16 protein-coding genes are annotated in these 19,720 nt (G+C 68.9%); 2 read left to right on the plus strand and 14 right to left on the minus strand.

All coding sequences use genetic code 11. The features are described 5' to 3' along the window. Window positions 1–6: 6 nt before the first annotated feature. The gene (locus tag FHW79_RS05090; protein ID WP_348984045.1) at window positions 7–1,443 is read right to left on the minus strand and encodes a globin-coupled sensor protein; all 1,437 of its coding nucleotides are present in this window, start codon (window positions 1,441–1,443) and stop codon (window positions 7–9) included. A gap of 290 nt (window positions 1,444–1,733) precedes the next feature. After that, window positions 1,734–2,261 carry a hypothetical protein gene (locus FHW79_RS05095; protein WP_183177939.1) on the minus strand — a complete coding sequence of 176 codons (528 nt, stop codon included), beginning with the start codon at window positions 2,259–2,261 and terminating at the stop codon, window positions 1,734–1,736. A 265-nt stretch (window positions 2,262–2,526) separates the two neighbouring features. Between FHW79_RS05095 and ligA the strand changes: the two genes are divergently transcribed. Further along, window positions 2,527–4,914 carry an NAD-dependent DNA ligase LigA gene (gene ligA / locus FHW79_RS05100; protein WP_183177940.1) on the plus strand — a complete coding sequence of 796 codons (2,388 nt, stop codon included), beginning with the start codon at window positions 2,527–2,529 and terminating at the stop codon, window positions 4,912–4,914. A gap of 111 nt (window positions 4,915–5,025) precedes the next feature. Continuing rightward, complete coding sequence (locus FHW79_RS05105) at window positions 5,026–5,424, plus strand: bacteriohemerythrin (protein WP_183177941.1); 399 nt, start codon at window positions 5,026–5,028, stop codon at window positions 5,422–5,424. Window positions 5,425–5,869: 445 nt separating this feature from the next. On the opposite strand, the gene lpxC is transcribed toward FHW79_RS05105, so the two are convergent. The 12 genes from lpxC to mraY form a co-directional block, all read right to left on the minus strand. Continuing rightward, a complete protein-coding gene (lpxC, locus tag FHW79_RS05110) occupies window positions 5,870–6,814 on the minus strand; it encodes a UDP-3-O-acyl-N-acetylglucosamine deacetylase (RefSeq protein ID WP_183177942.1) in 945 nt (314 codons plus the stop codon). A gap of 359 nt (window positions 6,815–7,173) precedes the next feature. After that, the gene (ftsZ, locus tag FHW79_RS05115; RefSeq protein ID WP_183177943.1) at window positions 7,174–8,937 is read right to left on the minus strand and encodes a cell division protein FtsZ; all 1,764 of its coding nucleotides are present in this window, start codon (window positions 8,935–8,937) and stop codon (window positions 7,174–7,176) included. A gap of 142 nt (window positions 8,938–9,079) precedes the next feature. Beyond that, window positions 9,080–10,342 (minus strand): cell division protein FtsA, encoded by a 1,263-nt coding sequence (gene ftsA, locus FHW79_RS05120; protein WP_183177944.1) that lies wholly within the window; start codon window positions 10,340–10,342, stop codon window positions 9,080–9,082. 82 nt (window positions 10,343–10,424) lie between these two features. Next, entirely contained in the window at window positions 10,425–11,387 is a 963-nt protein-coding gene (locus FHW79_RS05125; RefSeq protein ID WP_183177945.1) for a cell division protein FtsQ/DivIB, read from the minus strand. After that, entirely contained in the window at window positions 11,372–12,322 is a 951-nt protein-coding gene (locus FHW79_RS05130; protein WP_183177946.1) for a D-alanine--D-alanine ligase, read from the minus strand. Before FHW79_RS05130 ends, FHW79_RS05125 begins: the two co-directional genes overlap by 16 nt. Further along, window positions 12,319–13,245 (minus strand): UDP-N-acetylmuramate dehydrogenase, encoded by a 927-nt coding sequence (murB, locus tag FHW79_RS05135; protein ID WP_183177947.1) that lies wholly within the window; start codon window positions 13,243–13,245, stop codon window positions 12,319–12,321. The genes FHW79_RS05130 and murB overlap by 4 nt, the downstream gene beginning before the upstream one ends. A gap of 11 nt (window positions 13,246–13,256) precedes the next feature. After that, window positions 13,257–14,672, minus strand: a complete 1,416-nt coding sequence (murC, locus tag FHW79_RS05140) for a UDP-N-acetylmuramate--L-alanine ligase (protein ID WP_183177948.1) — start codon at window positions 14,670–14,672, stop codon at window positions 13,257–13,259. Between the two features lie 7 nt (window positions 14,673–14,679). Then, on the minus strand, window positions 14,680–14,946 hold the full coding sequence (locus FHW79_RS05145) for a hypothetical protein (protein ID WP_183177949.1): 267 nt from the start codon (window positions 14,944–14,946) through the stop codon (window positions 14,680–14,682). Continuing rightward, window positions 14,943–16,082, minus strand: coding sequence for an undecaprenyldiphospho-muramoylpentapeptide beta-N-acetylglucosaminyltransferase (gene murG, locus FHW79_RS05150; protein ID WP_183177950.1), 1,140 nt, complete (start codon window positions 16,080–16,082; stop codon window positions 14,943–14,945). The genes FHW79_RS05145 and murG overlap by 4 nt, the downstream gene beginning before the upstream one ends. 5 nt (window positions 16,083–16,087) lie before the next feature. Then, window positions 16,088–17,209 (minus strand): putative lipid II flippase FtsW, encoded by a 1,122-nt coding sequence (gene ftsW, locus FHW79_RS05155; RefSeq protein ID WP_183177951.1) that lies wholly within the window; start codon window positions 17,207–17,209, stop codon window positions 16,088–16,090. Then, the gene (murD, locus tag FHW79_RS05160; RefSeq protein WP_183177952.1) at window positions 17,209–18,612 is read right to left on the minus strand and encodes a UDP-N-acetylmuramoyl-L-alanine--D-glutamate ligase; all 1,404 of its coding nucleotides are present in this window, start codon (window positions 18,610–18,612) and stop codon (window positions 17,209–17,211) included. The genes ftsW and murD overlap by 1 nt, the downstream gene beginning before the upstream one ends. 13 nt (window positions 18,613–18,625) lie before the next feature. Further along, window positions 18,626–19,711: a phospho-N-acetylmuramoyl-pentapeptide-transferase gene (gene mraY / locus FHW79_RS05165; RefSeq protein WP_035675379.1), complete on the minus strand. Its 1,086-nt coding sequence runs from the start codon at window positions 19,709–19,711 to the stop codon at window positions 18,626–18,628. Window positions 19,712–19,720: the final 9 nt, after the last annotated feature.

Consider the following 19,720-nt stretch of genomic DNA (forward strand, 5'->3'; position numbering starts at 1 on the left):
TGTCGGTCACGCCGCCACGCGCAGGGACATCATGTGCGACAGGAACTTGTCCAGCGCGGCACGCAGTTCCTCCGCCGTCCCGGTCAGCCGAGCGGTGGTGTGGAAGGCGTCCTCGACCGACGTCATGACCGACCGCGCGCCGTCTGCGAGGTGTCCGGCCTCGTCGGACATGCGTTCGGCGGACTGGCTGGCCTCGTGGATGTTCTGGGCGATCTCCCGGGTCGCGTCGTTCTGCTGGCCCATGATCGACAGCACGTCCTGCGAATGGGTGCGCAGCGCTCCGACCACAGCGCCGATTCCGGCGATCTCGTCGCGGGTCCGGCCCGTCGCACCGTCGATCTCCTGAAGCAGGCGGGTGATGTCCTCCGTGGCTCCGGCGGTCTGCTTGGCGAGCTGCTTGACCTCCGCCGCCACCACGGAGAAGCCGCGCCCGGCTTCGCCGGCGCGGGCCGCCTCGATGGTGGCGTTCAGAGCCAGCAGGTTGGTCTGGTTGGCGATGGCGTTGATCAGCTTCAGCGTCCCACCGATCCGCCCGGCGATCCCGGCCAGCGCGGTGACCGCCTCGGTCGAGCGCTGGGTGGCGGCCTGCGCCTCGTCGACGATGGAGAAGGCGCTTTGCATGCGCGACACCACGCTGTGGTTGGTGGCGGTCAGCTCTTCGGCGGCGGCGGCGATGGCCCGCGCGTTGCTGGCGGTGCCGGCGACTGCGCCGGACAGATGCTCCGTGCGCACGCCGGTGTCCTGGGCGATGCCGCGCACCGCGCCGGTCGCGGCGTTGACCGCCACCGCCGAATGGCCGACGGTGTCGATGGCGCCCTGCACCGTGTCCCGGAAATTTTCCGCCAGTTCGACCAGCATCCGGTTGGTCATGGTCATTACGGCGGTGCTGTAGGCGTCGAAGGACAGGTCGAGATCGAGGAAGATCGCGGTTTCCACCGCCCCCATGATCTTCATGGCGCGCGGCGCGTCGCGGCGGTGACGCTCGCCGATCAGAGCGCCCAGCCGCCCCATAACCAGCCGGTAGGCTCCGAAATACCAGCGCGGGTGCAGGCCGATGCGGTAATGCGCCTGGCCCACGGCCTTCACGCGCGTCAGGTAGACATCGTCGAAGTTCCCGGAAAACAGGTATCGCCAGTGGTTGACCTGGACATCCTTCAATCGCTCGACGGATTTTCCGTCCAGAATCTTCCGGAGTTCGGGAATGGCGAGAAGGTGGTCGTAGAAGTCTTTGAGAATGACAGGCAGGTGAGGCTCGCCGATGCTCCAGGCTTCCTTCAAAAGCGTGGCCGTCTCACCATCAATCCGCAAAAAGGAGAGGCGTTCCTGAATGCCGCCTTGAATGCCACTGTCCATGGTGTTCGTCTCTTTGTTCTTGATTGGCAAGCGTTGAGATACGGCTGGACCGGGGCTCCTCCCGGCTGATCGCCGCTTGGCTATCACCATGCGGGCATCATGGGCATGACAATTTTAACGATTGGTTTCGCGTTCTATTGCAGCTTTATAAAATATTGAATTTATCGAATTCTGATGAATAAAAAGAGGATATCAGGGAAACAAGATAATTTCTCATATCTGCCTTTTGCTGAGGTCATAGGAAATAAGGCGGCTTTCCAAGTCTCTGGAAATCTTCGCAAAGGTGCCGTGGGACAACGTTTGTCTCACGTCGGGCGCTTCACTGCCGAAACGTTTTAATACTCCGGTATGCGACAACCGGGCGCAGGCCTATGCCGGTCTCAGGCGGCGCTCTTCCACGGCTGCCAGCCGCCCAGACGAAGTCCGACCGCGATGCCGGTGAACGGGATGCGCAACTCAAGGTCGCGGGGCTGAAAGAAGGTCAGGCGTTCCGGCGTGCCGGTTGCGCCGTATTCCAGGCGGGCACCCTTCGGCTCCTCGGCGAACTCGTCGCTCATCACCTGCCAGATCTCCAGATCGTCGCCATGGTTGGAGATCTTGTACTGGCCGCAGCGCCAGACCGGGGCTTCGCCGACGCCGCCCTCGACCACCTTCTTGTCGCCGTCCATCTTGACGTCGCCCACGCCGGCGGCGCGGCCCGACATGGATGGCCCCTGGCTTTCCGCACGGAAGCCCAGCCGCAGCCAGGCGGAGCGGGTGCGCGGGATCATGCGGCGCAGCAGGCGCGCGTCCTCCGTCGCGAAATGGTCGGGATCGTCGTACAGGATGCGGTCAAGCGCCGCGGCGATGACGAAGCGATCGTCGATGGTCAGGCTGCCGGCGGTCGCACGGCTGGTCGGCTCGGTCATACAGCACATCCGTTCACGGGCGCCGGCACATCATACACGCAACCCTGGAGCCCCCGCACCTCTCAAGGGCTGTGGTTGCAGGGGCCGTGGTTTCAAGGGCCGTGGTTTCAAGGGCCATGGTTTCAAGGTTGGTGCGGACGGGGCCGAATGCCAGACCGGCTCAAGGCCGGACTCCACGGCACGCCCCCGCGACGCTATGCTGCGCCCCCGGCGGCGCCCGCCGATCCAGCGCCGTCCACCCGAGAAGGCATCGAAGAGACCCGCCATGAACGACCTGTTCGATACCCCCGCCGCGCTCCGCAGCATCCCCGTGGAGGAGTTGACGGTGGAGCAGGCGCAGGCGGAACTGGCCGCGCTGGCCCAGGAGATCGCCCACCACGACCGGCTCTACCACCAGCAGGACAAGCCGGAGATATCCGACGCCGACTACGACGCGTTGGTCCGCCGCAACAACGGGATCGAGGCGCGCTATCCGGAGCTGCGCCGGGCCGATTCGCCGTCGCTGCGCGTCGGCGCCGCCCCGTCGGCGGCCTTCCGCAAGGTGCGGCACGCGCTGCCCATGCTGTCGCTCGGCAACGCCTTCGAGCCGGAGGAGGCGCACGAGTTCGTCGCCCGCGTCCGCCGTTTCCTCGGCCTGCCCGACGACGCCCCGCTGGTCTTCGTGGCCGAGCCGAAGATCGACGGGCTGTCCTGCTCGCTCCGCTACGAGAACGGCCGGCTGGTCCTGGCCGCCACCCGCGGCGACGGGACGGAGGGCGAGGACGTGACCGCCAATGTCCGCACCATCAAGGACGTGCCGCAGACCCTGGAGGCGCCCTATCCCGCGGTGCTGGAGGTGCGCGGCGAGGTCTACATGAACCGCGACGACTTCCTGGCCATGAACCGCGCCTACGCGGAGCGGGGGGAGGACCTGTTCGCCAACCCGCGCAACGCCGCCGCCGGTTCGCTGCGCCAGAAGGATTCGAAGATCACCGCGTCGCGCCCGCTCTGCTTCTTCGGCTACGCGCTGGGCGAGCTGTCGGAGCCGATCGCCGACACCCAGTGGGGTATCCGCGAGCGCCTGCGCGGCTGGGGCTTCTCGCTGAACCGCCCGGCCAACCTGTGCGACGGCGCCGAGGCGCTGCTGACCCATTACCGCAAGATCGGCGAGGAGCGCTCGGCGCTGCCCTTCGACATCGACGGGGTGGTCTACAAGGTCAACAGCCTGGAGCTTCAGCAGCGGCTGGGCTTCGTCAGCCGGGCGCCGCGCTGGGCCATCGCCCACAAATTCCCGGCGGAGCAGGCGCAGACCCGGCTGAAGGGAATCACCATCCAGGTCGGCCGCACCGGCGCCCTGACTCCGGTGGCCGAACTGGAGGACATCACCGTCGGCGGCGTCGTGGTCAGCCGCGCCACGCTGCACAACGAGGACGAGATCGCCCGCAAGGACGTCCGCATCGGCGACCTGGTCACCGTGCAGCGGGCCGGCGACGTGATCCCGCAGATCGTCGGGGTGGTCGAGGGGCAGCGCCCCGCCGACGCCATGCCCTACGTCTTCCCCAACCATTGCCCGGTCTGCGGCAGCCTCGCCGTGCGCGAGCCGGACGAGGCGGTGCGCCGCTGCACCGGCGGCCTGATCTGCGCCGCCCAGGCCAAGGAGCGGCTGCGCCATTTCGTGTCGCGCAATGCCTTCGACATCGAGGGGCTGGGCGAGAAGACCATCGAGGAGTTCTGGGAGGACGGGCTGATCCGCTCCCCCGTGGACATCTTCACGCTGGAGCGCCGGGTGGCGGCGGGGGAGATCGCCATCCTCGGCCGTCCGGGCTGGAAGGAGAAGTCGGTCGAGAACCTGTTCGCCGCGATCAACCAGCGGCGCGAGCGCATCGACCTGCATCGCTTCATCTTCGCGCTGGGCATCCGCCACATCGGCGAGGTGACGGCCAAGTCGCTGGCCCGCCAGTACGGCTCGATCGACGGCTGGCTGGAGGGGATGGAGCGCGCCGTCGCCAACATGCCGGGCGAGGCGTGGCGCGACCTGCACGCCCTCAACGGCCTCGGCCCGGTGAAGGCCGACGCGCTGCTCGCCTGGTTCGCCGACCCGGAGAATCTGCCGAAGCTGGACTTCTACGCCGGCCAGGAGGCGCTGCGGCTGGACAGCGTCATCAAGCTGCTGGGCATCAAGAAGGTGGACAGCCGCGCCGCCCAGGCTCTGGCCGAGCGCTACGGCGCCCTGGCGGACTGGAAGGCGGCGATGCTCGCCGCGGTCGGCGCGCAGCCCGGCCCTGGCTGGGGCGAGCTGGTCGCCATCCCCGACGTCGGCGAAGTCGCCGCGGAGGAGTTGGCCGGCTTCTTCCAGGAGGAGCGCAACCGCGCCATCATCCACGACCTGCGCGCCGCCGGCGTGCGGGTTGCCGACTCCGAGCGCCCGAAGGCGGCCAGCGGCTCGCCCGTCGCCGGCAAGACGGTGGTCTTCACCGGCACGCTGGAGACCATGACCCGCACCGAGGCCAAGACCCGCGCGGAGTCGCTGGGGGCCAAAGTGGCCGGCTCGGTTTCGGCCAAGACCGACTACGTCATCTGCGGGGCGGACGCGGGCAGCAAGGCCGCCAAGGCGCACGACCTCGGCGTGACCATCCTCAGCGAGCAGGAGTGGGCCGAACTGATCGCCGGCTGACCGGAGAAAGGAAGGGGAGGGGCGGCGCGGCTGAGTGCCGCGTTGACGCCCCTCGCCGCCGGTTCCATAAAGGGTCGAAGCGCCATAAGAAGAACGAGACGGGGGATCGCCATGGACTCCATTCAATGGTCGCGCTGGATGAGCGTCGGCATCGAAGAGCTCGATGAGGATCATCGCGTTCTCGTGGACATCGTCAACAAGCTGGGTGCGGACGAAAACCGCGCGTCACCTGAGGTCATCGAAGCGATCCTCGACGAACTGATCCATTACACCAAGGATCACTTCGCACGCGAAGAAGCGCACATGGCCCAGGCCAACTACCCGACCTTCGCCGCGCACAAGGCCCTGCACGACGCGTTGACGCGCAACGTCGAATCCTACCGGGAGCGCTTCCACGCCCAGCGCGACACCATCACGGGCGACGAGGTGTTCGAATTCTGTGCCGACTGGCTGGGCAAGCACATCCTCAAGGAAGACACCCGTTTCGGCGCCTACGCCGCGGATCGGTGAGCGGATTGGCCCTCTCTCCTCCGCTCACGCGCAAACGACGTTTGCGCTGACGCGGCAGGCGGACCTTTGGTCCGCCGAAAGCGGGGAGAGGGAAGGGGCCCACGCCGCACCGGCGTGGGAAGGGTGAGGGGGATGCGCGTGGCGGTGCGTTCGGCAAAGGCGCACCCCCCTCACCCTGACCCTCTCTCCGGAAGGGAGAGGGGATTTCAACCCTGCATCCTCAGCCGAAGTCTCAAAAACACAACATAAAATGTTGATATAATTCAATATTTTATCGATTCCGGGTGCAGCGCGGAAAAACCCTACCCCTCGCTCCCCCGGAAGGGGAGGGGAGTGCGCGCGCGACGCGCTTCGCGCGAACCCGGAAGGGGAGGGGAGTGCACGAAACGAAAATGCCCTCCCCGGAAGGGGAGGGCAGGGGCAGCGCGACGCTGCGAGGCGCGGATCAGGCGACGGCGAGCCGTTCGGTCGCGTGCCAGACGGCGCCCGGCAGCGCCGTGCTCGGCGGGGTTTCGTAGCACCAGGCGCTGGCGTCGGCGAACAGCGCGTGCAGGAGCTGGTTGTTCAGGGCGTGGCCGGACCGCACGCCGTGGAAGTGACCGACGAACATCGCGCCGGCCAGATAGAGGTCGCCGACCGCGTCGAGGATCTTGTGGCGCACGAACTCGTCGTCGAAGCGCAGGCCGCCCTCGTTCATCACCTCGTCCCCGGAGATCACCACCGCGTTGTCCAGCGAGCCGCCGCGGGCGAGACCCATCTTGCGCAGCCCTTCGACCTCATGCAGGAAACCGAAGGTGCGGGCGGCGCTGATCTCGTCGCGGAAGGTCTCGGCGTCCAGCTCCATCTCGTGGCTCTGCTGGGCGATGGCCTTGCTGGCGAAGTCGATCTCGAAGCTGAAGCCCGTCGTGTGGTCCGGCGTGAAGGTGGCGCTCTTGTTGCCCTCGGTCACGGTGACCGGCTTCAGGATGCGGATGGCGCGGCGCGGCGCGTTCTGCGACACGGTGCCGACGCGCTCGATGGCCTCCACGAAGGGGGCGGCGCTGCCGTCCATGATCGGCACCTCGATGTTGTCCAGCGCAACCACGGCGTTGTCCACGCCGCAGCCGGCCAGCGCCGACATCAGATGCTCGATGGTGCCGATGGTGGTGCCGTGGGCGTTGCCGATGACCGTGCACAGCTTGGTGTCGACCACATGGTCCCAGCGCGCCGGGATCACCGCGGCGGGGCCGCTGAGATCGCTGCGCCGGAAGACGATGCCGGTGTTCGGCTCGGCCGGGGAAATCGTCAGGGTGACCGTCGCGCCCGTATGCAGCCCGACGCCCGAGCAACGCACCGGCTTCGCCAGGGTACGCTGCAGCATGCCTTCGGTCTTGATGCGATTCTGAGCCACGGTGTCTGTCCCGTTTCAATCTTGGTCTTGTGCGGTCGATCCGCGACTTGCCGCCGGTCTCCTTCGGGAGGGGGCGGGTTATCGCTTATGACTGCATATGCTAGGTATCATTGGCCCCTGTGGAGGACAAATCACTCTTTGTTACCGTTTGTTGCAGGGCGGCAGAGAACCGTCGCCGGACGCGAAACGGGCGCTCCCCAGGCATGAAAAGACCGCCCCCGGAGCGTTCTTGCGAAGCTCTGGAGGCGGTTTGAAGTCTAACAGGTTGTGGATGCCCGCCGATGCCGCTTCGAAAGAGGCGGCGGCGACCGGCGGGTTGCTGTTGCCCTCAGATCAATTGGGCCAGCCTCGTTGACGCGTCAGTTGGCCTGACGGCGCAGGAAGGCGGGGATGTCCAGCGCTTCCTCGTCAATCTTCTGGGTGGTGCCGTCGCCCATCGCCTGCGGGCGCGGAGCCTGGGCCATCGGCGGCTGCGGCATCACCGGCTGCTGGTGCTGCGGCTGGTGCTGCTGGGGCTGATGGTGATGCTGCGGCTGATGCTGCGGCTGGGGGGCCGGCTGCGGCGCCGGGTCGGCCTTGCGACCGGCCAGACCGGTGACCAGACCGAACAGGAAGTTCGGCTTGCGAGCCGGCGGCTCCGTCTGGGCGGCGGCGGCGAGCTGGCTCGACATCGGCGGGGCGTTCATCGGCTGGCGCGGGCCGGGATCGGCGGCCTTCGGGGCGATGAAGTGGCCGTCGCGGCGCTCACTGTGCAGCGGGCCGGTGGGGATGTTGCGCGCCGGAGCGGACTCCACCGGCTGCATGGCGTCGTGGCCCATCGGCATGTGCGGGTGGTGCGCATGCTGCGGGGCGTGCTGGACCATCGGGTCCATCGGATGCTGTGCCGGATGCTGGACCGGAACATGCTGCTGGACCTCGGTCGGATGGACCGGCTGCTGGATCTGGGGCTGCGGCTGCGCGACCCCGCCCATCGGGCGCGGCGGCAGACCGGCGCCGGGGATCGCCGGGGCGACCGCACCGGAGGAGGCGAGCGGCGCCGGGGCGGCCTGGGTCAGACCGGCGGCACCGGCGGGCTTCTTGGCACCGGCGTTGCCGCCGTTGCGGTCGGAGACCAGCGACAGGTTGACCGGGTGCAGGGTGCGCGGGTTGGACATCGCCGCGGCGTCGATGCCGGTGGCGACCACCGACACGCGCATCACGCCGTCCAGCGAGCTGTCGAAGGTCGAGCCGAAGATGATGTTGGCGTCCGGATCAACCTCGTCGCGGACGCGGTTCGCCGCCTCGTCGACCTCGAACAGGGTCATGTCGTAGCCGCCGGTGATGTTGATGAGGACGCCGCGGGCTCCCTTCATCGACACGTCGTCGAGCAGCGGGTTGGAGATGGCGGCCTCGGCGGCCTCGATGGCGCGGCGCTCGCCGCCGGCCTCGCCGGTGCCCATCATCGCCTTGCCCATCTCGGTCATCACCGAGCGGATGTCGGCGAAGTCGAGGTTGATGAGGCCGGGCATCACCATCAGGTCGGTCACGCCGCGCACGCCGGAATGCAGAACGTCGTCGGCCATCTTGAAGGCGTCCGCGAAGGTCGTCTTCTCGTTGGCGATGCGGAACAGGTTCTGGTTCGGGATGATGATCAGCGTGTCGACATACTGCTGCAGCTCGGCGATGCCCGATTCGGCCAGCCGCATGCGATGCGCGCCCTCGAAGTGGAAGGGCTTGGTCACCACGCCGACGGTCAGCAGGCCGCGCTCGCGGGCGGCGCGGGCGATGACCGGAGCGGCACCCGTGCCGGTGCCGCCGCCCATGCCGGCGGTGATGAACACCATGTTGGCGCCTTCGAGGTGACCGATGATCTCCTCGAGCTGCTCCTCGGCGGAGGCGCGGCCGACGTCCGGCTTGGAGCCGGCGCCCAGGCCGCGGGTCATGGTGGTGCCGAGCTGGACACGCTTCTCGCAGAGCGAGCCCTTCAGGGCCTGCGCGTCGGTGTTGCCCACGACGAAGTCCACGCCTTCCAGGTTGGACTTGATCATGTTGTTCACGGCGTTGCCGCCGGCGCCGCCGACACCGAAGACGGTGATGCGGGGCTTCAGTTCAGGTTCGATGCTGGGGATGGTCACGTTGATCATGTTATGGCCTCCACAACCTTTTGATTGGTTCGATGCTTTGCGTCGCGGGTTTTTGCCCGGTTGGATCCGGGGGATGTTTTTTAGGCAGGAACAGCGTGGTTCGGCGGGAGCCTTTTTGGGGCCGGGAACCATTTCTGGTGGGTCATAGGTTCTCCCGCAGCCACAGGCCGACACGCCCGAAGAACCCCGTGCCGGCGCCAGCCTCATGGCCCGCCACGGGAAGTTCCGCCGGATTGCGCACGGCGTGCAGAAGGAGGCCCGCGGCGGTCGCGTAGGACGGACCGCCTTGCGCCTCGTTCAGACCGGTGATCCGCGTCGGTCGCCCGATGCGGACCTGTTTGTCCAGGATCAGCTGCGCCAGCTCGCGCATGCCCGGCAGCTGGCTGGCACCGCCCGTCAGGACGACGCGCCGGCCGACCAGCTTCGCGTAGCCGGAATGCTCCAGCCGCGAGCGGACATGCTCGAAGATCTCCTCCAGCCGCGGCTGGATGATGCGCACCAGATAGGATTTCGGCAGGTTGTTGGCGCCGAGGCGCTCCTCCTCGCCGACCTGGGGGACGTCGATCATCTCGCGCTCGTCGGCGGGGCTGGTGATGGCGCTGCCGTGCAGCGTCTTCATGCGCTCCGCATGGACGACCGGCGTGGTCAGCCCGCGCGCGATGTCGTTGGTGACGTGGTTGCCGCCCAGCCGGATGCAGTCCGACCAGACCAGCGTGCCTTCGGAGAAGACGGAGATCGTTGTGGTGCCGCCGCCCATGTCGATGCAGGCGGAGCCCATCTCCATCTCGTCGTCGACCAGACAGGCGAGGCCGGAGGCGTAGGGGCTGGCGACCAGACCCTCGATGTCGAGGTGGCAGCGGGCCACGCAGGTCTGCAGGTTGCGCACCGCCCCGGCGGGCGAGGTGATGACGTGGGCCTGGACGCCCAGCCGCTCGCCATACATGCCCTTGGGGTCGCGGATGCCGCGGCTGCCGTCGAGCGCGAAGCCGACGGGGATCGCGTGGACCAGCGCCTGGTCGGGGCCGACCTGCAGGCTGCGGGCGTGGGCCAGCGCGCGGCGGACGTCGCCCTCCGTCACCTCCTGGCCGGAGACGGGGACCTCGGCGTTGAAGCCGTGGGAGATCGGGGAGGACACGTTGACGATCACGTCGCGGATCGTCTCGTTGGCCATCTGCTCGGCGGCGTGGACGGCGGCGCCGATGGAGGTCTCAGCCGCCTCCATGTCGATGATGGCGCCGGCGCGCACGCCCGTGGCGATCTGGTGGCCGATGCCGACGATGCGCACGGCCCCCGCATCCTCGACGCGGGCGATGAGGCAGCACACCTTGGTCGAGCCGACGTCCAGCGCGGCGATGATCCCGCCGCGTGTGGCCCGTTTTGGCTTTTTCGCCCCGTTGAAGCCCATGTTCAGCACAACCCTATGGCCTCGATGCGTCCGGTCGTTCGCGTTTCAGAAAGAGGGGTTCAGGAAGAGGGGGGGCGGAGCATCACGTCTTCTTGCCCGGCTTCTTCTTGTTCTCCTCCTCCGTCCAGGGCAGGACGGCGGTGGCGGAGGTCTGCAGCACGGCGCGGTCGTTCTGGCGCAGGTCGATGGCCACGATGTCGCGATCGAGGACCTGACCCGTCGCGTCCATCTCCGCCAACTGGCGCAGCGCGGACGGCATGCGGGCTTCCGGCAGTTTCACCACGACACCGTTCTTCAGCTTGAGATCCCAGCGGCGGTCGCCGACCCAGGAGGCGGCGCTCACCTTTTCGCGCAGCGCCGGCACGTTGTCGAGGGCCGCGAGCAGCTTCGGCACCTGCATCGGCGCGTTGGCGCCGACGACCTGCGGCAGCGTCTCGATCCGCCGGTTGCCGCGGCGCGCCAGCTCGGTCGCGTCGGCCAGCGGGCGGCCTTCGCGGTCGATGACGGTGAACTTGCGGTCGTGCTGCCAGATCGCCGTCGGCTGCCGCTCGGTCAGGCGGACGAACAGGATGCCGGGCAGGTGGCGCTCGATGGAGGCCGAGGCGACCCAGGGCAGGCTTTCCAGCTTCTCCTTGGCGTCGGACAGCGTGACGGCGAGGATCGGGTCGCCGCGCTGCACGCCGAGCACGCGCAGGATGGAGGCCGGGTCGGTCTCGGTGCGGCCCTCGACCAGCACGTCGGCGATGGCGAAGCCGGCGGACGCGCTGGTCTGGATCAGGCTTTCCTGGAGCGCCGCGGTGGTCTCGGCGAAGGTGCCGCGCTGCCACGCCGACGCGGCCATGCCGGCGACGACCAGGACGGGCGTCAGCAGGATGGCCGCCTTGACCGCGGGACGGGTCCAGCGCGGCCAGGCGCGGCGGCGGTTGCCTTTCTGGGCCGACTTCGCCATGGCGCGCGGCGGCACGGGCATGTCGTCGCGGGCCCGGTTCGCAGAGCCCCCGAAGCCGGCGCGGAACTGCGGATCGATGCTCAGTCGAGTTGACATGCGGCGTTCTCCACCATCCAAGCGACGAGAGCCCCGTAGGAGAGCCCCACGGCAGCGGCCTGTTCGGGAACCAGCGACAGCGGCGTCATGCCCGGCTGGTTGTTGATTTCCAGGAAAAAGAGTCCGTCGGTCCCACTTTTACGATCATCCCAGCGGAAGTCGCTGCGCGAAACGCCGCGGCACCCCAGGGTCCGGTGGGCCAGAATCGCCAGCCTCTTGGCTTCTTCCGCGACGGTCTCGGGAATCTGCGCGGGCACAGTATGAACGGCATGACCGGCGCTGTATTTAGCCGTGTAGTCATACACCTGCGCTTCGAACCGGATTTCCGTCACTTCGAGGGCGCGGCACTCGCCGTCCAGCCCGCCCATGACGCCCACGGTCAGCTCGCGGCCCGGGATGAACTCCTCGACCAGGGCGCGCTCGCCGAAGGTCCAGGCGTCGCCGACCGGGCTGTTCTGCCCCTCGCGCACCAGCGTGACCCCGACGGTCGAGCCTTCGTCCACCGGCTTGACGATGTAGGGGGCGGGCATTGGGTGGGCGCCGCCGGTCAGCTCGCCCTTGGTGAGGACGAGGCCCTTGGGCGAGCGCACGCCGACCGGGGCGAGCAGCGCCTTGGTCATCGCCTTGTCCATGGCGACGGCGGCGGCGCGCACGCCGGAATGGGTGTAGGGGATGCCGAGGAATTCCAGCACGCCCTGGATCGTCCCGTCCTCGCCGCCGCGCCCGTGCAGGGCGTTGAACACCGCATCGGGGCGCGGGTCGGTGAGCGCGCGCAGCAACCCCTCCAGGTCGCGCTGCACGTCCACCGCGGTGACGCGGTAGCCTTCCTCCTCCAGCGCCTTGGCGACGCCGGCGCCGCTGACCAGCGACACCTCGCGCTCCGCCGACCAGCCGCCCATCAGGACGGCGACATGCTTCTTGTGGGGGGTGGTCATGCGGACGCTCCTTCGCGGGCCACGCCGACCCGCTTGATTTCCCACTCCAGCGTGACGCCGGAGGTCTCGAACACGCGGCGCCGGACCTCTTCGCCCAGCGCCTCCAGCTCCGCCGCGGTGGCGGTGCCCTGGTTGATGAGGAAGTTGCAGTGCTTCTCAGACACCTGCGCGCCGCCGACGGTCAGCCCGCGGCAGCCGGCCCGGTCGATCAGCTCCCACGCCTTGTGGCCGGGCGGGTTCTTGAAGGTCGAGCCGCCGGTGCGCGAGCGGACCGGCTGGGTGTCGGCGCGCTTGCCGGAAATCTCCGCCATGCGCTGGGCGATCTCCGCCGGGTCGCCGGCCGCGCCGCGCAGGGTGGCGCCGGTGAAGATGACGTCCTCCGGCACCCCGGCGTGGCGGTAGGTGAAGCCCATGCCGGCGTTGTCGTAGGACACGCGCCCGCCCCGGCGGGTCACGCCCTGGGCGGAGACCAGCACGTCCTTGATCTCGTGGCCGTAGGCGCCGCCGTTCATGCGCAGCGCGCCGCCGATGGTGCCGGGGATGCCCGACAGGAACTCCAGCCCGGCGACGCCGGCGTCGCGCGCCACGGCGGCGACGTTCAGGTCGAGCGCCGCGGCGCCGGCCTCCAGAGTCAGCCCATCCGCCGCGATGCCGGCGAAGCCGCGGCCCAGCCGGATCACCACGCCGGGAATGCCGCCGTCGCGGATCAGCAGGTTCGACGCCACGCCCAGCACCGTCACCGGCACGTCGTCCGGCAGGCCGGCCAGGAAGCCGGCCAGATCGTCGGCGTCCTCCGGACGGAACATGACCTCCGCCGGCCCGCCGACGCGGAACCACGTCACGTTGGCCAGCGGTGCCGCGGCGGTCAGCCGTCCGCGGCAGGCGGGCATCCGGTCGATGAGGGAGGCGGTGATGGCTGTCATCGGAAAACCCGTCACGCCTTGCCCGACAGCTTGTCCAGCTCGCCCGGCAGGGCGTTGGCCCACTGGGTGATGTTGCCGGCGCCCAGGCAGACCACGAGGTCGCCGGACCGCGCGATCTCACGGATGAGCTGAGGCAGTTCGTCCGGGCCGTGCAGGGCGAGCACCTGACGGTGGCCGTGCATGCGCAGGCCCTCGACGAGGCTGTCGCGGTTGACGTTCTCGATCGGCTGCTCACCGGCGGCGTAGACGTCCGCCACGATCACCGCGTCGGCGTCGTTGAAGCAGGTGCAGAACTCCTCGAACAGGTTGGCGAGGCGCGAGTAGCGGTGCGGCTGCACGACGGCGATGGTGCGGCCGGTGCCGGCGGTGCGCGCCGCCTTCAGCACGGCGGCGATCTCCACCGGGTGGTGGCCGTAATCGTCGATGACGGTGATGCCGTTCGACTCGCCGGTCTTGGTGAAGCGGCGCTTGACGCCCTGGAACTTCGCCATGCTGTCGCGCATCACCACGTCGGGCAAGCCCATCTCGTTGCCCACCGCGAAGCAGGCCAGCGAGTTCTGGACGTTGTGCGGCCCGTACATCGGCAGGCGGACGCCGATGATGGTCCGGCTCTCCCCGGTGTGGCGGTCGTCGATCACCACGTCGTACTCCGCACCCTCGGTGCCCAGCCGCATGTTCACGGCGCGCACGTCGGCCTGCGGGCTGAAGCCGTAGGTGATGATGCGGCGGTCCGACACGCGCGGGATCATCGCCTGCACCTCGGGATGGTCGATGCAGAGCGCGGCGAATCCGTAGAAGGGAATGTTCTGGACGAAGCTGTCGAAGGCGGCCCGCATGTTGTCGAAGGTGCCGTAATAGTCCAGATGCTCCGGGTCCATGTTGGTGACCACGGCGATGCAGGCCGGCAGCTTGATGAAGGTGCCGTCGCTCTCGTCCGCCTCGACGACCATCCAGTCGCCGGAGCCGAGCCGGGTGTTGGTGCCGTAGGCGTTGATGATGCCGCCGTTGATGACCGTGGGGTCGAGGTTGGCGTGCTCCAGCATGTTGCCGACCATCGAGGTCGTCGTGGTCTTGCCGTGGGTGCCGCCGATGGCGATGGCCCATTTCAGGCGCATCAGCTCGCCCAGCATCTCGGCGCGGCGGACCACCGGGACCAGGGCGGCGCGGGCGGCGACGACCTCCGGGTTGTCGCGCTTGACGGCGGAGGAGACGACGACGACCGCGGCACCGGCGATGTTCTCCGCGCGGTGGCCGATGCTGATCTGGATGCCCAGCCCGCGCAGCCGCTTGACGTTGGCGCTCTCCGCCAGGTCGGAGCCCTGGACGGTGTAGCCGAGGTTGCGCAGCACTTCGGCGATGCCGCTCATGCCGATGCCGCCGATGCCGACGAAATGGATGGTGCCGATCGAGAGGGGGAGGGCGCGCATGTCTGGATTACTTTCCGCGGCGGAGCATCAGGCTGAGGGTGGCGTCCACGGCCATGTCGGACAGGCCGTAGGGAAGGGGCTGGGAACCGATCGTGACGTGCAGCCGGTCGCGCAGGAAGCCGGCGCCGGCACGCGGCAGCAGCGGGCAGTCGGGCCGGTTGCTCCAGGCGCCTTCGGTCCGGGTCATGTCCGCCGGCCAGTCGCCCAGGGGCCGGGACGAGGGGGGCCGGGACGAGCGGGGGCGTGCGATGGTGCTGCGCGTTGCCTTAATCATTCCGCGGCTTCCTTGGTTCGGGCGTGGTTCGGGTTGGCGATCATGTCGAGCACGGCGTCGGCCAGCCGGCGCGCGGCGTCGGCCATGCCCCAGCCGTGGGCGGCCTGCGCCGCGGCGGTCAGCGCGTCGGGCGACTCCAGCAGCGCCGTCAGGCGGGCGGCGAGCGCGTCGGCGGTGAAGTCCGGCTGCGCCATCACCCAGGCGGCCCCGGCGGCGGCGAGCTGCCGCGCGTTGGCCGTCTGGTGGTCGTCCATGGCATGCGGATATGGCACAAGAATGGCCGGGCGCCCGATGCAGGTCAGTTCGGCGATGGTCGAGGCGCCGGCCCGCGTGACGGCGAGGTGGCAGGCGGCCAGCCGGTCCGGCACGTCGCGGAAGAAGCTCTCCAGTTCCAGCCCGCCGAGGCCCATGCCGGCGTAAGAGCGGCGGGCGGCCTCCAGGTCCTCGGGCCGGCACTGCTGCGCCAGATGGATGCGGGCGCGGAGATCGGCGGGCAGCCGGCCCAGCGCTTCGGGGATGACTTCGGAGAAGACGCGCGCGCCCTGGCTGCCGCCCATCACCAGGATGCGGACGGGGCCGCCGGGGGCGGGAACGGCATAGGCGGCATCGCGCTGGGCGGCGATGGCGGGGCGGACCGGGTTGCCGGTGCGGACGAGGCGCGACCGGTGCTCCTCCTTCACCGAGGCGACCTCGGGGAAGGCGACGGCGATGCGCCGCGCGGCGGCGGCGAGCATCCGGTTGGCGCGGCCCAGCACGGCGTTCTGCTCGTGCAGCATCACCGGCACGCGGCCTTGCGCGGCGGCGTAGACCGTGGGGACGGAGGGGTAGCCGCCGAAGCCGACGACCGCCGCCGGCTTCAGGTGGCGCATCAGCGCGTTGGCGCCGAGCAGGCCGAGGCCCATCTGCCACGCCGCGTTCATCTTGGCCAGCAGGTTGCCGCCGGGGGCGGCGGAGCGGATGCGGTGGACCGTCACCTCCGGCAGGCTGTCGCCGAAGGCTTGGCCGCGCTTGTCGGTGACCAGCGCCACCGCCTCGCCGCGGGCCAGCAGCTCGCGCGCCAGCGCTTCCGCCGGGAAGAAGTGCCCGCCGGTGCCGCCGGCGGCCAGGATGATGGGGCGTTGGGTGGTGTCGGCCATCGTCGTCACTCCGCCGGGCCGAAGCGCTTGCGAGTCAGCGCCAGCACCATGCCCATGCCGAAGCCCAGCGCCAGCAGCGAGGAGCCGCCGTAGGAGATGAAGGGCAGCGTCATGCCCTTGGTCGGCATCAGATGCAGGGCGGAGCCCATGTTGATCGCCGCCTGGAGGCCGAACTGGATCAGCAGGCCGCTCGCCGCCAGCAGCACGAAGTAGTTGGTGTCGTTGAACACCCGAGCGAAGCCGCGCAGCACGATGAAGGCGAACAGGATGATGATGATCAGGCAGAAGATCAGCCCCATCTCCTCGCCGGCGACGGCGAAGATGAAGTCGGCGTGGCTGTCCGGCAGCGAATATTTCACCGTTCCCTGGCCGGGGCCGGTGCCCATCAGCCCGCCGTTGGCGAAGGCCTCCAGCGAGCGGCTGACCTGATAGGTGTCGCCGCTCGACGGATCGAGGAAGCGGTTGATGCGGCTGTGGACGTGCGGCAGCGTGAAATAGGCGCCGACGAGGCCGGCCACACCCAGCACGCCGAGGCCGCCGACGAGCATGATGTTCAGCCCGGCCAGGAAGAACTGCGAGAACCACACCGCCGAGACCACCACCGTCATGCCCAGGTCGGGCTGGAGCAGCAGACCGCCGACGGTGAGGCCGTAGAGCAGGATCGACAGGATCGTGCCGGGGAAGCCCGGGTTGGTGCGCGACAGCGAGAACAGCCACGCCCCGACCACCGCGAAGGCCGGCTTCACGAACTCCGACGGCTGGATCGAAAGGCCGGGGATGTGGATCCAGCGCCGCGCGCCTTTGATCTCGACGCCGACGACCAGCGTCGCGTAGACCATCGCCACCGAAATCAGGAAGACCACCAGCGCTGCCCGCCGCACGCCGCGCGGGCTGAGCAGCGAGACGCCGCACATGATGGCAACGCTGGGGATCAGCATCATCAGGTGGCGTTCGACGAAGTAGAAGGTGTCCTGGATGCCGATGCGCTCCGCCACCGGCGGGCTGGCCGCGGTGATCAGGACCGTGCCGAGCGCCATCAGCACCGCCAGCGCGGCGAGCTGCCAGCGGTCCACCGTCCACCACCAGCGGCCGAAGATGGATTGGTCGGTGCGGTCGAAGGTGATCATCAGGCGCGGTCCCCCGGAACGGCGTTGCCTTCGAGACGGTTCACGGCGTCGGCGAAGGCCTCGCCGCGCTTCTCGAAATTCGCGAACTGGTCCCAGGAGGCGCAGGCCGGCGACAGCAGCACGCAGGCGCCGGGCAGCGCCTTGGCCAGCGCCAGCTCCGCCGCGGCGTTGACCGCAACGTCCAGCGTGCCGCAGCGGGTGTGTGGGACCTTGTTGGCCTCCAGCCACACGGCGAAACGGTCCGACGCCTCGCCGATCAGGAAGGCGTGGCGGACGCGCGGGGCGTAGGCCTCCAGACCGTCCAGCCCGGTCTCCTTCGCCTGACCTCCAAGAATCCAGTAGATCGGGTCGAAGGTCGCCAGGGCCTTTTCCGTCGCATCGGCGTTGGTCGCCTTGCTGTCGTTGACGAAGCGCACGCCGTCGATGGTCCGCACCAGCTGCTGGCGGTGGGCGAGGCCGGGGAAGGTGGTCATGGCGGCGACGATGGCCGGGGTCGGCACGCCCGCCGCCTTGCAGGCTGCGAAGGCCGCGGCGGCGTTCTGCCAATTGTGGGTGCCGAGCAGCGCCGGGAAGGCGGCCAGTTCGGCCACGCGCTCCGCGGCGCCGAAGGTGTCGTCGACCAGCCAGCCGTCCGCGGCGTAGACGCCGCCGGGCACCGGACCCAGGGCGGAGACCGGCCAGATCACTTGGTCGCCCTTGGCCTTCAGCTCCTCCCAGATCGCCCGGCAGGTCGGGTCGTCCACGCCGATCACCGCGGTGCGCGGCTTGGTCTGGCGGTGGAAGACGAGCTTCTTGGCCGCGACGTAGCCGTCCATGCCGCCGTGCCGGGCCAGATGGTCCGGCGTGATGTTGAGCAGCACCGCCACGTCGAAGGTGATCGAATAGGTCAGCTCAAGCTGGTAGCTCGACATCTCCAGCACGTAGCTGCCGCCGGCCCCGACGGAGGGGAAGGTCAGCGCCGGGGTGCCCAGGTTGCCGCCAACCGCGATGCGCCGTCCGGCGGCCTCCATCACATGGCCGATCAGGGTCGTCGTGGTGGACTTCCCGTTGGTGCCGGTGATGCCGATGTAGGCCGAATCGCGCTCCGACCGGGCCAGCAGCTCGATGTCGCAGACCAGCTCGATGTTCGCTGCGCGGGCGCGCAGCGCCACCGGGTGGGGCTTCGGGTGGGTGTGCGGGATGCCCGGCGACCAGACGATGGTGGTCAGCTCGGTCAGGTCCGCCGTGGTCAGGTCGACGACCTTGTAGCCCTTGTCGAGCGCGGCGGCGCGGCTGGACTCGTTGTCGTCCCACACCCACACGTCGGCGCCGCTTTGGGTCAGCGCCTCCGCCGTGGCGAGGCCCGACTTGCCCAGCCCCATGACCGCCACCGGCAGTCCTTCCATGTAGAACAGGTTGATCATCGGGCGGCGACCCTCAGCGGAGCTTCAGCGTGGACAGGCCGACGAGGGCCAGGATGGAGGCGATGATCCAGAAGCGGATGACCACGGTGGACTCCGCCCATCCCTTCTTCTCGAAGTGATGGTGCAGGGGCGCCATGCGGAACACGCGCTTTCCGGTCAGCTTGAACGAGGCGACCTGGACGATCACCGACACGGTCTCCAGCACGAACAGGCCGCCGATGATCGCCAGCACGATCTCGTGCTTGGTGACCACGCTGACGGCTCCCAGCGCGCCGCCGAGGGCCAGCGAGCCGGTGTCGCCCATGAAGACCATGGCGGGGGGCGCGTTGTACCAGAGGAATCCGATCCCCGCACCGACCAGAGCCCCGCAGAAAACGGCAAGCTCACCAGCACCGGGCACATGGTGGATCTGGAGATAGTTGGCGAAGATCGCGTTGCCGGTGAGGTAGGCGATCAGGCCGAAGCAGCCCGCCGCGATCATCGTCGGCACGATGGCGAGGCCGTCCAGCCCGTCCGTCAGGTTCACCGCGTTCGACGCGCCGACCATGACGAAGGCGCCGACGGGGATGAAGAACCAGGAAAGCTGGATCAGGAAATCCTTGACGAAGGGCACGGCCAGACCGCCGGACAGCGGCGGCGCCGACACATACATGATGGCGGCGGCGGCGGAGACGCCGATGATGATCTCCCAGGTCAGGCGGAAGCGGCCCGACAGCCCCTTGGTGTTGCGCTTGGTCAGCTTCAGGTAGTCGTCGCCGAAGCCGATCAGCCCGTAGCCGATCGTCACCAGCAGCACGATCCAGGTGTAGGCGTTCGTCAGGTCGACCCACAGCAGTGTGCTGATCGACACGGCGATCAGGATCATCAGGCCGCCCATGGTGGGCGTGCCCTTCTTCTTCGCATGGCTTTCCGGCCCGTCGGAGCGGATCGGCTGGCCCTCGCCCTGCTTGCGCTTCAGCCACGCGATCAGGCGCGGAAAGAACACGAAGCTGATGACGAGCGCCGTCAGCACCGCGCCTCCCGTCCGGAAGGTCAGATACCGGAACAGGTTGAACGGCGTGAAGACATCCGCCAGAGGAAAGAGCAGGTTGTAGAGCATCGTGAAGCG

It is taken from the genome of Azospirillum sp. OGB3 (genome assembly GCF_014192915.1).
Taxonomy (GTDB): Bacteria; Pseudomonadota; Alphaproteobacteria; order Azospirillales; family Azospirillaceae; genus Azospirillum.